Source organism: Nonomuraea antri (assembly GCF_013283785.1).
Lineage (GTDB): Bacteria > Actinomycetota > Actinomycetes > Streptosporangiales > Streptosporangiaceae > Nonomuraea > Nonomuraea antri.
This window is the reverse complement of record NZ_JABCPZ010000263.1, coordinates 1-14,468: the sequence shown is the minus strand read 5'-3', so window position 1 is coordinate 14,468 and position 14,468 is coordinate 1. Positions and strand designations below refer to the sequence as shown.

Genomic DNA, 14,468 nt, shown 5'->3' with positions numbered 1-14,468 from the left:
GCTTGGTGGATGAGGCGTTGTTGGGCGGGGCCGTTGGGTGCGGTGAGTCCGTTGCTGGCGCCGTCTTGGTTGATGGCGGTGCCGCGGATGATGGCGTGGATGGGGTGGTTGTGGTGTTGGGCGTCGGTGAGGCGTTCGAGGAGGACGAGTCCGGCTCCTTCGGCCCAGGCGGTGCCGTCGGCGTTGTCGGAGAAGGCTTTGATGCGGCCGTCGGGGGCGAGGCCCTGCTGCCTGGCGAACTCGATGAACATCCCCGGCGTGGCCATCACGGCGGCCCCGCCGGCCAGGGCCATGGCGCACTCTCCCCGGCGCAGTGACTGCACGGCCAGGTGCAGCGCCACCAGCGACGACGAACAGGCCGTGTCCACCGTGATCGCGGGGCCCTCCAGACCGAACACGTAGGCGATCCGCCCCGACGCGACGCTCGCGGTGCCGCCCGTGAGCAGGTAGCCCTCGGCACCCGCGGCAGGTTCGTGCAGCCGAGGCCCGTAGTCCTGGGCCGTGGCCCCCACGAACACCCCGACGTCGCCGCCGCGCAGGGCGTCCGCGGGGATGCCCGCCCGTTCGAACGCCTCCCAGGCCACCTCCAGCAGCAGCCGCTGCTGCGGATCCATGGCCGCCGCCTCGCGCGGGCCGATGCCGAAGAACTCGGCGTCGAATCCCGCCACGTCGGCCAGGAAGCCGCCCGCCTTGGCGTACGTCGTGCCTGCCCGGCCGCGCTCCGGGTGGTGGAGCGCGGCGAGGTCCCAGCCGCGGTCGGTGGGGAAGTCGCCCACCGCGTCCACGCCCTCGGACACCAGCCGCCACAGATCCTCGGGCGTCTCCACCCCGCCGGGGAGGCGGCAGCCCATGGAGACGATCGCGATCGGCTCGTCCCAGTCCGCCTCTCCGGCCGCCGCGTTCTCCTCGTCCCGGTCCTTCACCAGGAATGCGATCATGTGCCTGGCCAGGGCGGACGGGGTCGGGTGGTCGTAGACGAGCGAGCCGGGCAGCGTCAGGCCTGTGGCCGCCGACAGCCGGTCGCGCAGCTCCACCGAGGTCAGCGAGTTGTGCCCGAGGTCCTTGAACGAGATGTCGTCGTCGGTGGTGTCCGCCGGGTCGTGGCCGAGCACGGCGGCGCTGTGCTCGCGCACCAGGCGGACGACGGCCCGCGTCCGGCGCCGCGCGGACATCCCGCGCAGCCGCCCGGCCCAGCCGGACACCTCAGGCCCGGAATCCGGCCTTGCGTCGGGGTTGTCCGACATCGGCCCCGGCTCCGCGACCGCCCGTCTCCGGCCGGCGCCCGCGTCGAGCCAGTGACGTCCGCGCTGGAAGGCGTACGTCGGCAGGGGCGCCGGCGCGGCTCCGGCGCTGTACCACCGGCTCCAGTCGACCTCGCCGCCCGAGGCGTGCATCACGGCCAGCGCCCTGGCCAGGGTCTCCGGCTCGGATCCGCCCGCCCGCAGCACGGCCGCGGCCGCGACGGGCTCGCCCGCGAGCGTGTCACGTGCCATCCCGGTCAGCACCGGGTCGGGGCCGAGCTCGATGAACCTGCGTACGCCCAGGTCGTACAGCGCGCGTACCCCGTCGTGGAAGCGCACGGCGGCGCGGATGTGCCGCGCCCAGTAGCCCGCGGAGCGCAGTTCGCCGTCGGCGGCGATCCGGCCCGTCACGTTCGACACCACGGGGATCAGCGGCTCGTGGTAGGTGACCGTGGCCGCCACCCGCTCGAACTCCGCCAGTACCTCGTCCATGTGCGCCGAGTGGAAGGCGTGGCTCACCTGCAGCCGCTTGGTCTTCACCCGCCGGTCGCGCAGGATCTCGTCCAGCGCGGAGACGGCGTCGGCGTCGCCGGAGACCACGGTCGAGTCCGGGCCGTTCACGGCGGCCAGAGCGACGCCGTCGGGCAGGAGCGGCAGCAGCTCCGCCTCCGGCAGCCGGACGGCCAGCATGGCGCCGCCCGCTCGTGCGCCGGCCATGAGCCGCCCGCGTGCCGCGACCAGCGTGCACGCGTCCGCCAGGGTGAGGACGCCGGCCACGTGGGCGGCCACGAGCTCGCCGATGGAATGCCCGATCAGATGGCCGGGCCGCAGACCGAACGACTCCACCAGCCGGTAGGCCGACACCTCCACCGCGAACAGCGCCGCCTGCGTGAACCTGGTGTCGTCCAGCGCCGCGCCGCCGGTCCACACCAGGTCACGCAGCGAACGTCCGAGCAGCGGGTCGAGCTGCGCGCAGATCTCGTCGAAGGCCGAAGCGAACACCTCGAACGTCTCGTACAACCGCCTGCCCATGCCCGGGCGCTGGCTGCCCTGTCCGGTGAACAGGAACGCCGTCCCGCCCTTGACCGGCGCGCCGGACACCACCGCGGCCGACGGCTCGTCTCCGGCCAGGTCCCGCACGCCGCGCAGCAGCTCCTCCCGGTCGCCTCCCATCACCACGGCGCGGTGGGCGAACGCGGTGCGCGTGGTGGCCAGCGCGTGGCCGACCGCGGCCGCGTCCTGTTCCCGGCGGGCCGAGACGTGCTCGGCCAGCAGCGCGGCCTGTCCGCGCAGCGCGCCGGCGGTGCGTCCGCTGATCACCCACGGCGTGATCCCGTACCGCGCCTCGGCGGCCGGTCGCCGGGACGGCTCGGCCGAGCCCAGCACCAGGTGGCAGTTCGTGCCGCCCATCCCGAACGACGACACCCCGGCGAACGGCCGTCCCGCGGGCCAGTCGCCCCGTTCCGTCTGGACCCGCAGCCCGTGGCGCTCCAGCGGGATGGCCGGATTCGCGCGGGCGAAGTTCAGGCTCGCGGGGATCTCCCGATGCCGCACCGCCAGCGCGGCCTTGATCAGGCCGGCGATCCCCGCCGCGCCTTCCAGGTGCCCGAGATTCGTCTTCACCGAGCCGACCGCCACGGGCTCGTCCCGGTGCCCGCCGAACACCTCGCCCAGCGCGGCGGCCTCGATCGGGTCGCCCAGCTTCGTGCCGGTGCCGTGCAGTTCGACGTAGCCGGTGCCGGCGGGATCCGTCCCGGCGTCCCGGTGCGCGAGCCGGATGACCTCCTCCTGCGCCGCCTGCCGGGGGACGGTCAGCCCCTGGCCGCCGCCGTCGTTGTTGACCGCGCCGCCGAGGATGACGCAGATGATCTCGTCGCCGTCCGCCCGGGCGTCGGCCAGGCGCTTCAGCGCGACGAAGCCGCCGCCCTCGCCGCGTACGTAGCCGTTGGCGCGCTCGTCGAAGGTGTAGGCCCGCCCGTCGGGCGACAGCGCGCCGAACGCGGCCGCGGCCACGCTGCTGTCCGGGGCCAGGATCAGGTTCACGCCCCCGGCCAGCGCCAGCGAGCACTCGCCCCGGCGCAGGCTCTGGCACGCCTGGTGCACGGCCACCAGCGAGGACGACTGGCCGGTGTCGACGCACATGCTCGGGCCGCGCAGCCCGAGCGCGTAGGAGATCCGGTTGGCGATGATGCCGCGCTGCAGCCCGGTGGAGGTGTAGGCGTCGATCGCCGAGACGTCCATGCGGTGGGTGAGCGTGGCGTAGTCGTCCAGCATCGCGCCGACGAACACCCCGACAGGCGTGTCGCGCAGCCGCTCGGGCAGGACGGCCGCGTTCTCCAGCGACTCCCACGCCAGTTCGAGCATCAGGCGCTGCTGCGGGTCCATCCTGGCCGCCTCGCGCGGCGAGATGCCGAAGAACGCGGCGTCGAAGCGGTCGACGTGGTCGAGGAACCCGCCGCGCCCGGCGTTGGCGCGGCCGGCCGCGGTCGCGGCGGGGCCGTCGGCGGCGGTGTCCCAGCGGCCGTCCGGCACGTCACGGATCGCGTGCTCGCCGTCGGCGAGCAGGCGCCACAGCGCGGCCGGGCCGGGGGCGCCGGGGAACCGGCACGAGAGCCCCACGACCGCGATCGAATGGTCCTGACGGTGATCCATGGCAGCTCTTCCTCAGCTCGTGCGCAGCAGCGAGTGCACGTGGCCCGCCATCGCGTCAAAGGTCGGGTGGTCGTAGACGAGGGCGACCGACAGGTCCACGCCGGTCAGGCGCATGGCCTTGGCCCGCAGATCCACGGCCATGAGAGAGGTGAAACCGAGATCGAGGATCGGGGTGTCCGCGGCGATGTCGCCGGCGGAGTCCAGCCCCGTCACCTCGGCGGCCAGTTCGAGCAACGCGGCCAGCACCAGCCGCCGCCCCTCCTGTTCCGACAGCCCGGCCAGCCTGGCGGCCAGCGACGGAGCGCCGCCGTCGCTCCGCTCCGCGTCGTCGGCGGGCTCGGCCCATCCGCCCGGGCGCGCGGCCTGAGCGGGCCGCTGTCCTGGCACTTCGTCTAGCCAGTACCGGCGCCGCTGGAAGGCGTAGGCCGGCAGCTCCACGGACGCGCCGCGGCTCAGCGCCTCCCAGCGGATCCGGTCGCCGCGCACGTGCAGCCGGGCCAGGGCGGTGAGCACGGCCGTCGGCTCAGGCTGATCGCGGCGCGTCATGGAGACGACCTCGGCGGCGGCGGCCTCGGAGGAGGAGGCGGAGGAGGCCAGGCAGCCGGTGATCATCGGCGCCAGCACCCCGTCGGGCCCGGCCTCCACGAACGTCCGCACGCCCTGACCGGCGAGCCATTCGACGCCGTCGGCGAAACGCACGGGCCGGCGCACGTGCCCGACCCAGTAGCCGGGGGTGCGCACCTCCGGCCCGGCCAGGGCGCCGGTCAGGTTGGAGACGAGCGGCAGCTCCGGCTCCCGGTAGGTGAGCCCGCCCGCCACCGCGCCGAACTCGGCGAGCATCGGGTCCATGTGCGGTGAGTGGAACGCGTGGCTGACCGCCAGCCTCTTGGTCCTGCGCCCGCGCGCCGTCCACAGCTCCTCCAGCGCGATCACCGCGTCCTGGTCGCCGGAGACCACCACGGAGGCGGGCCCGTTCACCGCGGCCACGGTCACGGCGGACGGATCGAGCAGCGGGAGCAGTTCCTCCTCCGCCGCCTCGACGGCGAGCATCGCGCCCCCGCCGGGCAGTGCCTGCATGAGCCGCCCGCGGGCGGCGACGAGGGCGGCGGCGTCCGCCAGCGACCACAGCCCCGCCACGTGGGCGGCGGCCAGTTCGCCGATGGAATGACCGCCCACGAAGTCAGCGCTCACCCCGGCCTCGCGCAGGAGCGCGTACAGCGCCACCTCCACCGCGAAGATCCCCGGTTGCGCGTACTCGGTCCTGCCGACCAGCTCAGGGCCGCCCTCGAACAGCACGTCGCGCAGCGGGACGGCCAGGTGCGGCTCGAACGCCGCGCAGACCTCGTCGAAGGCCCGGGCGAAGACCTCGAACGACCGGTGCAGCTCCTGCCCCATGCGCGGCCGCTGCGCGCCCTGCCCGGTGAACAGCACCGCCGTGCGGCCGGGCGACTTGGCCCTGGTCCCGCTGACCACCCGGGGACCGGCCAGCTTGCGCAGGCCGTCCAGCAGTTCCGCGCGGTCCGCGCCGAGCACGACCGCGCGGTGGTCGAAGGCGCCGCGTCCGGCTGCCAGAGTGTGCGCGACGTCCGCCGCGGACAGCGCGGGATGCTCCGCCAGATGCCGCGCCAGCCGGGCGGCCTGCTCACGCAGCACCTTCGGGGTGCGCCCCGAGATCGGCCACGCGAACGGTCCAGGCGCGGGACGCGAGCCGGCGTCCTGGCCGTCCGGCGGCATCACCGCCGGGCCGGCAGGGGGCGGCTCCTCCAGGATGAGATGGGCGTTGGTGCCGCTGATCCCGAACGAGGACACCCCCGAGCGCCGCGGGCGATCCCCGGCCGGCCAGGCGACGGCCTCGGTCAGCAGCTCGACGGTCCCCGCCGACCAGTCCACGTGCGGCGTCGGCGTCCGCACGTGGAGAGTCGGGGGCAGCACGCCGTGCCGCAGGGCCATCACCATCTTGATCACTCCGGCCACGCCCGCGGCGGCCTGGGCGTGGCCGATGTTGGACTTCAGCGAGCCGAGCAGCAGCGGCCTGGTCCGGCCCGCTCCGTACACCGCCTGGATGGCCTGCGCCTCGATCGGGTCGCCCAGCGTGGTTCCGGTGCCGTGCGCCTCGACCGCGTCGACGTCGGCGGCCTCCAGCCCGGCGTCGGCCAGCGCGTCGCGGATGACCCGCTGCTGCGCGGGGCCGCTCGGGGCGGTCAGGCCGTTGCTCGCGCCGTCGGAGTTGACCGCAGTGCCGCGGATCACCGCGAGCACCCGGTGGCCGTTGCGCAGGGCGTCGGACAGCCGCTCGACCAGCAGCACGCCCACGCCCTCCGCCCACCCGGCGCCGTCGGCGTCGGCGGAGAAGGACTTGCACCGGCCGTCCGGCGACAGCCCGCGCTGCCTGGCGAACTCCACGAACACGCCGGGAGTGGCCATCACGGTCACGCCGCCGGCCAGCGCCAACGAGCACTCACCGCTCCGCAGCGCCCGCACCGCCAGGTGCACCGCCACCAGCGAGGACGAGCAGGCGGTGTCCACGGTCATGGCCGGGCCTTCGAGCCCGAGACAGTACGAGATCCGCCCGGACGCCACACTGGCCGCGCTGCCCGCGCCCAGGTATCCCTCGAACCCCTCGGGGGCGGGCCGCAGGCGCGAACCGTAGTCGTTGTACATGACCCCGACGAACACCCCGGTGCGGCTGCCGCTCAGCGAGGCCGGGTCCAGGCCCGCCCGCTCGATCGCCGCCCAGGAGTGTTCGAGCAGCAGCCGCTGCTGCGGGTCGATGGACAGCGCCTCGCGCGGCGTGATGCCGAACAGCCCGGCGTCGAAGTCGGCGGCGTTCGACAGGAATCCGCCCTCCTTCGCGTAACAGGTGCCCGGCGTGTCGGGGTCGGAGTCGTAGAGCGCGTCGAGATCCCAGCCGCGGTCGGTGGGGAAGCCGGAGACGGCGTCCGTGCCCGTCGACACCAGCTCCCACAGGTCGTCGGGTGAGCCCACGTCGCCGGGCAGCGAGCAGCTCATGCCCACGATGGCGATGGGCTCGTGCCGCTGCTCGCGCAGGGCGCCGAGCTGCTGCCTGGCCTCGCGCAGCTCCAGGGTGACCCGCTTGAGGTATTCGAGCAGCCGGTCGTTCTCGGCGGTCATCTCGTCGTCTCCGCTCTGACGAGCCGGGCGAGCCCGGCCGGTGTGGGGCAGCTGAACAGGGCGGCCAGTTCCACCTCGCGGCCGTGGCGTTCCTGGACCCGCTGGAGCAACCGGACGGCCTGCAGGGAGTTGCCGCCCCTGGCGAAGAAGTTCGCGTCACGGTCGACGTCGCGGTGGCCGAGCAGGTCGCCCCACAGGTCGATGAGGTCGGCGACCAGCGCGTCGTCCTCACGCACCGGGGCGCCGGCGGTGCGCTGACCCGCGCGCCTCTCCCTGGCCAGCCGCTCCAGCGCGCGGTGGTCGACCTTGCCGCGCGAGGTGATCGGCAGCTCGTCCACCAGGACGAACTCCTGCGGCACCGCCGTCCTGGGCAGCTCGGCCGCGGCGCACTGCCACAGCCGCTCGGCCAGCCCGTCGTCGGGCTCGCCGACCCGGACGAACGCGGTCAGCACGTCGTCGGCCACGATCACCGTCGCGTCGTCCACGTACGCGCGCAGCACGGCCTCGACCTCGCCCAGCTCGATACGGTTCCCGCGCAGCTTGACCTGCCGGTCGAACCTGCCGTGCAGGGCGATCGAACCGCTCGGCAGCCACGAGGCCCGGTCGCCGGTGCGGTAGAACCTGCCGTGGACCGGATGGACGCCGAACCGTTCGGCGGTCAGGTCGGGGCGGTTGCGGTAGCCCGCGCTGACACCGGCCCCGGCGATGCACAGCTCACCGCGTACCCCCAGGGGCAGCTCGCGGCCGTGCTCGTCCACGACGAAGAGCCGGGTGTTGGCGATGGGGCCGCCGACGTCGACGGCGGCGGCCCCGGGCTCGATCCGCGCCATGGTGGAGCAGATGGTGGTCTCCGAGGGGCCGTAGGCGTTGAACAGCTCGCAGCCGGCGTCGAGCAGCCTGCGCGCGGTCTGCGGCGGCAGCGCCTCGCCGCCTGTCACCACGCGGACGCCGGCCAGCTCGCCGTCCGCCTCGTCCACGGTCAGCCGCCACGTCGTGGGCGAGGCCTGCACGACCGTGATCTGTTCCCGCTGGATGGTGCGCAGCAGCAGCCGCCCGTCGGTACGCGCGGCGTCGGGGGCGACCACGACGGTGCCGCCGGAGACCAGCGGCAGGAACAGATCCACCCCCGACGGGTCGAACGTGAACGGGATCAGCCACAGGCCCGCCTCGCCCGGCGCCGCGCCCAGGGCACGCACGTGGTGGTGCACGACGTTGGCCTGACCGCCGTGCGTGATGAGCGCGCCCTTCGGCGCGCCGGTGGAGCCCGAGGTGTAGATCAGCAACGCCAGGTCGTCCGGATCGGCCGCGTGTTCGGCCGCCACCGGCGCCGCGCCGGTACCGGACGGTACGGTGACGGCGGGCATCGGCAGCACGGTCACGCCGGGCGGCACGGGCGGTTCGACCCCCGGCGCGGCCAGCACGGCGATGGCGCCGGAGTCGTCGAGCAGGTATCGGGTGCGGCGATCGGGATGCTCCGGGTCGAGCGGCAGGTAGGCGGCCCCGGCCAGCCACACGCCCAGCGCCGCCGCGGCCAGCTCCGGGCTCCTGGGACCGGCGAGCGCGACGATGGCCCCCTTGCCCGCGCACCCCGCCTCGACGAGCGATCGCCGCACCTCCAGCGCGGTGTGCCACAACTCGGCGTAGGTGACCTGCCTGGCGCCGTCCCTGATCGCGACCGCCGACGGCGTCGCGGCGACGGTGCGAGCCACCGCCTCAGGCAGGGTCGGGTCCGCGACGGGGGTGTCCGTGTCGTTGGCCGCCGCGATGACCGCCCGGTCGTGGGCGCAGCTGATCGGCAGTTCGCCCAGCGGCAGGAGCGGCTGCTCATCGAGGGAGACGAGCAGCTCGTCGTACCGGTCGACCAGTGACTCCACGTCGGCCGTGCCGAGCACCTCGGCGTAGTGCACCGCCCTGATCCTGATCTCGTCCTCGGCGGCCAGGAAGAAGAACTCGAGGTCGAGCTTGCTGAAGCCGTTCTCGGTGATCAGCCGCCGGGCGGGCATGCCGTCGATCTCGAAGGTGTCACCGCCGGCGTCGGGCACGTAGTTGAAGCCGTGCCTGAACAAGGTGTTGCGCCACGAGCCCTGCCATCTGCCGCTCTCGGCGACCAGGACGTCCACCGGGACGTCGGCGTGCTGGAGCGCGCCGAGGAACGCCTCGCGCACCTGCGGGACCAGCTCGCCGAAGCCCGCGGACAGGTCGACGACCGCCCGCAGCGGCAGCACGTTCACGTGGAAGCCCACCGCGCGCCGCGCATCCAGTCCCCGCGTGTCGGCGGGGGAGCCGACGACCAGGTCCGGTCCCGCGCCATGCCTGGCCAGCAGCACGTAATAGGCGGCCAGCAGCACCACCGCCTCCGGCGCGCGCAACCGCCTGCCCAGCCGCCGGACCGCGGCCAGGGCCGGCGCCGACAGCGTGCGGGTCACGCAGCCGCCGCGCAGCGTGGGCTCGGCCACGTCCTGGCCGCCGCACGACAGCGCCGACTCGGAAGGATCGAACCCGTTCAGCCGCGCACGCCAGTAGGCCAGGCTCTCCTCGCCGGCCGGCGGCCGGACCACCGCGGACGTCGGCCCGGCCGGCTCAGGCACACCCAGGCCCGCCGCCACCGACTCGTAGATCTCGGCGAACTCCGCCAGCAGGATCCCGCACGAGACCGCGTCGAAGACGAGATGGTGCACCACAAGACAGCACACGTCACCGAACGGCCCTCTGAACAGCGCCGCCCGCACCAGCGGCGCGCCGTCGAGCGCGAACGGCTCGGCCACGAACGCCTCGACCGCGCCCTCCTCCAGATCGCGCTCAAGCAGGGGCATCGTGAACGAGTCAGCGGGCACCACATGTTTGATCAATCCGAAGTCGGCGGCATGGAAGACCGTCCGGAGCACCTCGTGCCTGGTGAGCAGCGCGGCCAGCGTCTCACCCAGTTCCCACTCGCCGAGCCGCCCGTCCACCTCGAACACGACGCTGAGGTTGTTCATCCCGCTGCCTGGCACGAGCGTTTCGAGCAGCGCCAGCGATTGTTCCGCGCGGGTGGCCGGCACCAGCGCCGATACCGGGTCCTTGGTACTGAGCATGTTCGTCCTCCGTCACATCGGTCGCGTTCAGAGCAGGCCGGAGACCAGGTCCGCCGTCGTGGCGCTGCGCAGCAGGTCGACGTGCGGCACCTGGCAACGCACCTCCGTCCCCACCAGGCCGGCCGCCTGGCCGGGGTTCAGCAGCCGGTGGCCGTTCAGCCCGCTGGTGGGGGTGGATGAGCTGATCGCGGTCGCCCGGCGCCAGGCCGGCCCGTGGTCGACCTGCTCGGCCGCGGCCATGAACGCCAGGAAGATCCGCACCGCGCCGGTGAACTCGGCGCGGTGCGCCTCGCTCAGGTCCAGCCGGTCGAACGCCTCCCGCCCGCGCTCCAGGAAGATCCGCAGCAGCGCGGTGGCGTAGTCGGTCAGGTCGGCGGCCAGGACCTGCTCGTACTGGGCGGCCTCCTGCGCGCGGCCGATCTCCGCGGGGCCGAGGGCCGGGGCGAGCTGGTCGAGGGCCTTGCAGAACTGGAAGTACATGCCGAGCGCCGTGGGCCGCTCCGGGTCGAACAGCAGGATGCGCGGCGATCGGCCGTGGCGGCGTTCGAGCTCGTCGGCGATGGCCGCGGCGTACACGGCGCCGCCGCAGAAGCCGAGCACCGCACGTACCGGCCGGCCGCTCGCGTCCACCTCGTCCACCCACCGCTTGACGTAGGAGTCCGCGCGGTCGCCAGGGGCGTCGGCGACCGCCCACGGGTCGGTGACCCAGACGGTGTGGCGCGGCGCGAGCAGCGGCGCCAGGTCCGCGAAGCGGGCCTCGGGACGTCCGGCGACGTCGAAGTCGGCGGCCAGCACGATCTCGCCGGAGTGATCGGCGGCGATCTCGCGCCAGGTCTCGGTCGGGTTCATCGGTGTTTCCCCTTTCATCGCGGCAGGCTGCCGAACTCCTCGTCGATCAGGTCGAAGATCTCCGCCGCCGACGCGGTCTCGATGCGCGCGTCGACCTCCCGCGGGGTGGCGGCGGGCGCACGGCTCACGGCGAGCAGGCCGGTGATCCTGGCGGCCACCTCCTCGCGCAGATCGTCGTGCTCCAGGGCCCGGGCGAGCACGGACTCCAGCTCGGCCAGCACGGCCTCGCCCGTCGTCGCGGGGGCCAGCCCGGTCAGCAGGTGACCGGCCAGCGCGGCCGGGGTGGGGTGGTCGAAGGCCAGGGTGGCGCTCAGGATCAGGCCGGTGGCCGCGGCCAGCCTGTTGCGCAGCTCGACGGCGGTCAGGGAGTCGACGCCGAGCTCCTTCAACGGCCGCTCGTCCTCGATCCGCGCCGCGTCGCCGTGACCGAGCACCGCGGCCAAGGTGGCGCGGACCAGGTCGAGGACGCGGCGGTGGCGCTCGGGCTCGGTGAGCCCGTCCAGGGAGAGTCCGGTCTGGAGCGGGCGGCGGGCCTGCTCGCCCACGAGCCCGCGCAGGACGGGAGTGAGCGCGCCCCGCTCGGCCCGCGCGAGCAGGGCCGGACGGTCGAACCTGGCGGCGACCACCCCGGCCCGCCCGCCGGCCAGCGCCTTGTCGAACATCGCGCTCCCGAGCTCGGGCGTCACGGGCAGGACGCCGTCGCCCTGACCACGGCCGGCGGCCAGCCCGGAGGCGACCCCGGCGTCGGTGCCCCACAGGCCCCACGCGATGGAGCAGGCGGGCAGCCCGTGGGCCCGCCGGTGCTCGGCGAGCGCGTCCAGGAAGGAGTTCGCCGCGGCGTAGTTGGCCTGGCCCGCGCTGCCCGTCACCCCGGCCAGCGACGAGAACAGCACGAACATCGCCAGGTCGCGGCCCCGCGTGAGCTCGTGCAGGTGCAGGGCCGCGTCCACCTTGGGCAGCCAGACCCGGTCGAACCGTCCGGAGTGCTGCGCGAGCACGACACCGTCGTCGAGCACGCCGGCCGCGTGGACCACGGCGGTCAGCGGATGCTCGGCGGGGACGGCCGCCAGCAGGCCGGCCACCTCGGCCCGGACCCCGAGGTCGCAGGCCGCCGTGGTGACGGTCGCGCCCATCGCCGTCAGCTCGGCGACCAGCTCGGCCGCTCCCGGTGTCCCCGGCCCGCGACGGCCGGCGAGCAGCAGGCGCCGGACACCGTAGGCGTTCACGAGATGCCTGGCGACCCAGGACCCCAGCGCGCCGAAGGCCCCGGTGACCAGCGCCGTCCCTTCGGGATCAAGCGCGGGAGCGACCCCGTCGGGCCGGACGGCGGCCAGCCTGGGCACCGTCACCTCGCCCCGCCGCACGCGCAGCTCCGGTTCGCCCAGAGCCAGCGCGCGGGCCAGGACCCGGTACGAGGACTCCGCCCCGTCGACGTCCACCAGCACCGCGCGGCCGGGGTGCTCGGTGTGCACCGTGCGCATCAGCCCGCGCACCGGTCCCCACTCCGGGCCGTCGCCGGTGAGCACGACCAGCGCCGAGCCCAGCAGCCGGTCGTCGGCCAGCACCTCCTGGACCACGTCGAGCAGGCGGTACGTGAGCGTCCTCGCCGCCGAGGCCGGCTCGTCGTCCGGGCTCGCGGCAGCGGTCACCAGGATGTGGTCCGGCACGGCGCGGCCCGCGAGCACGGCGGCGGAGAGCGCGGCCACGTCGGCGTAGCCCGTCTCGCACAGCCCGGACGGCACGCCGCCCACGGCCACGGCCCGTTCGCCGAAGCGGTCGGGCCCGGCCGGGACCTCGGCCGCCCGCCAGGCCACCTCGTGCACCTGAGCACGGGCGGAGCCGAGCCGTGCCGGGTCGAGCGGCCGCAGGGTCAGCTCGCCGACGGTGGCCAGCGGGGCGCCCGAGGCGTCCGCCACGGTCAGGGTCACGCTGTCGCCCGCGCGGGTCAGCCGGACCCGCAGGGCGCCCGGCTCGCCGGTGGGAACGCTCACCCGGCTCCAGGAGAAGGGCACCAGCACCCGCGGCTCGGTCTCGGTCTCGATCTCGGACTCGGCCGCGGCGAGCAGCGCGTGCAGCGCGGAGTCCAGCAGCGCGGGGTGGAACGCGTGCCCGGAGACGTCGCCGACCGGGTTCACCTCGGCGTACAGGTCGTCGCCCGCCTGCCACGCCGCCGACAGCCCCTGGAAGGCCGGGCCGTACGCGTAGCCGAGATCGGCCAGCCGGGCGTACAGGCCGTCCAGGTCGAGGCGTGCCGCGCCGGCGGGCACCTGCACCCGGGCGGCGGGATCGGCGCCGCCGCCCAGGTCGGGCAGCAGGGTCCCGGCCGCGTGCCGGGTCCAGTCCTCGTCGTCCTCGCCCTTGGCGTGCACGGCGATGTCGCGCCGGCCGCGTTCGTCGGCGGCCGTCACGATCACCTGGAGCCGGACGGCGCCGTCCGCGGGCAGCACCAGCGGCGACTCCATGGTCAGCTCGCCGATGCCGGCCAGCCCCAGGTGGGCGGCGGCGTGCAGCGCCAGGTCGACGTGGCCGGTCCCGGGGAACAACACCGCGTCGCCCACCGCGTGGTCGGCCAGCCACGGGTGGTCGGCCACCGACAACCGGCCGGTGAACACCGCGTCGCCCGAGCCGGCCAGGGTCACGGCCGCACCCAGCAGCGGATGCCCGGCGGGGTTCAGGCCTGCCCCGGTCACGTCCCCGCGCGCCCGCGCGGGCTCCAGCCAGTAGCGGCTGCGCTGGAACGGGTAGGTGGGCAGGTCCACGATGGGCGCGGCGGGCACCACCGTGCTCCAGTCCATGGACACGCCTGCCGTGAACGCCTGTCCTGCCGACAGCAGGAACCGGTCGAAACCGCCCTCGTCCTTGCGCAGCGTCGGCACCGCCACCGCGGGCACGCCGGCGGACTCGAACGTCTCCTGCAGCCCGATCGTCAGCACCGGGTGCGGGCTGGCCTCGATGAAGGTGTGGTGTCCGGCGTCGAGGAGTGCGCGGGTGGTCTGTTCGAAGCGGACGGGCTGTCGGAGGTTGTCGTACCAGTAGTGGGTGTCGAGGGTGGTGGGATCGATGGCCTGGCCGGTGACGGTGGAGTAGAAGGTGATGTCGGTCTTCTGCGGCTGGATGTCGGCGAACAGGTCGAGCAGTTCTTCGCGCAGGGATTCCACCTGGGGCGAGTGGGAGGCGTAGTCCACGGGGACCCGCCGGACGCGCACGCCGTCGGCGGTCAGTACGGCGGCCAGCTCGTTCAGCTCGGCATCGGCGCCGGAGACCACCGTGGAGTTCGGCCCGTTCATGACGGCGATGCTCAGCTCGCCCGGCCGGTTCGCCAGCCGCCTGGCCACCTCGTCGTGCCCGAGCGCCACGGACAACATCCCGCCGCGCCCGGTGATTTTGTGGAGGGCTTTGCTGCGCAGGGTGATGAGGCGGGCGGCGTCGTGGAGGGTGAGGGCGCCGGCGTGGCAGGCGGCGGTGATTTCGCCTTGGGAGTGGCCGATGACGGTGTCGGGTTGCAGGCCGTGGGTGTGCC

Annotated in this window: 5 protein-coding genes; all 5 read right to left on the bottom strand. The window is 74.5% G+C overall.

The window, feature by feature from the left end; translation table 11 throughout:
• On the bottom strand, nt 1–3,893 hold a 3,893-nt coding region (locus tag HII36_RS47225; RefSeq protein WP_173529920.1), incomplete at its 3' end, for a type I polyketide synthase.
• A 12-nt stretch (nt 3,894–3,905) separates the two neighbouring features.
• Nucleotides 3,906–7,025 carry a type I polyketide synthase gene (locus HII36_RS47220; RefSeq protein WP_173529919.1) on the bottom strand — a complete coding sequence of 1,040 codons (3,120 nt, stop codon included), beginning with the start codon at nt 7,023–7,025 and terminating at the stop codon, nt 3,906–3,908.
• Entirely contained in the window at nt 7,022–10,099 is a 3,078-nt protein-coding gene (locus HII36_RS58995; protein WP_173529918.1) for a non-ribosomal peptide synthetase, read from the bottom strand. Before HII36_RS58995 ends, HII36_RS47220 begins: the two co-directional genes overlap by 4 nt.
• A gap of 27 nt (nt 10,100–10,126) precedes the next feature.
• Complete coding sequence (locus HII36_RS47210; protein ID WP_173529917.1) at nt 10,127–10,948, bottom strand: hypothetical protein; 822 nt, start codon at nt 10,946–10,948, stop codon at nt 10,127–10,129.
• Nucleotides 10,949–10,962: 14 nt separating this feature from the next.
• A partial coding sequence (locus HII36_RS47205; RefSeq protein ID WP_173529916.1) for a type I polyketide synthase occupies nt 10,963–14,468 on the bottom strand: 3,506 nt, incomplete at its 5' end.

Coding starts and splice junctions, on each gene's coding strand:
- HII36_RS47220 (WP_173529919.1), bottom strand. CDS start 7,025: ATGACCGCCGAGAACGACCGGCTGCTCGAATACCTCAAGCGGGTCACC.
- HII36_RS58995 (WP_173529918.1), bottom strand. CDS start 10,099: ATGCTCAGTACCAAGGACCCGGTATCGGCGCTGGTGCCGGCCACCCGC.
- HII36_RS47210 (WP_173529917.1), bottom strand. CDS start 10,948: ATGAACCCGACCGAGACCTGGCGCGAGATCGCCGCCGATCACTCCGGC.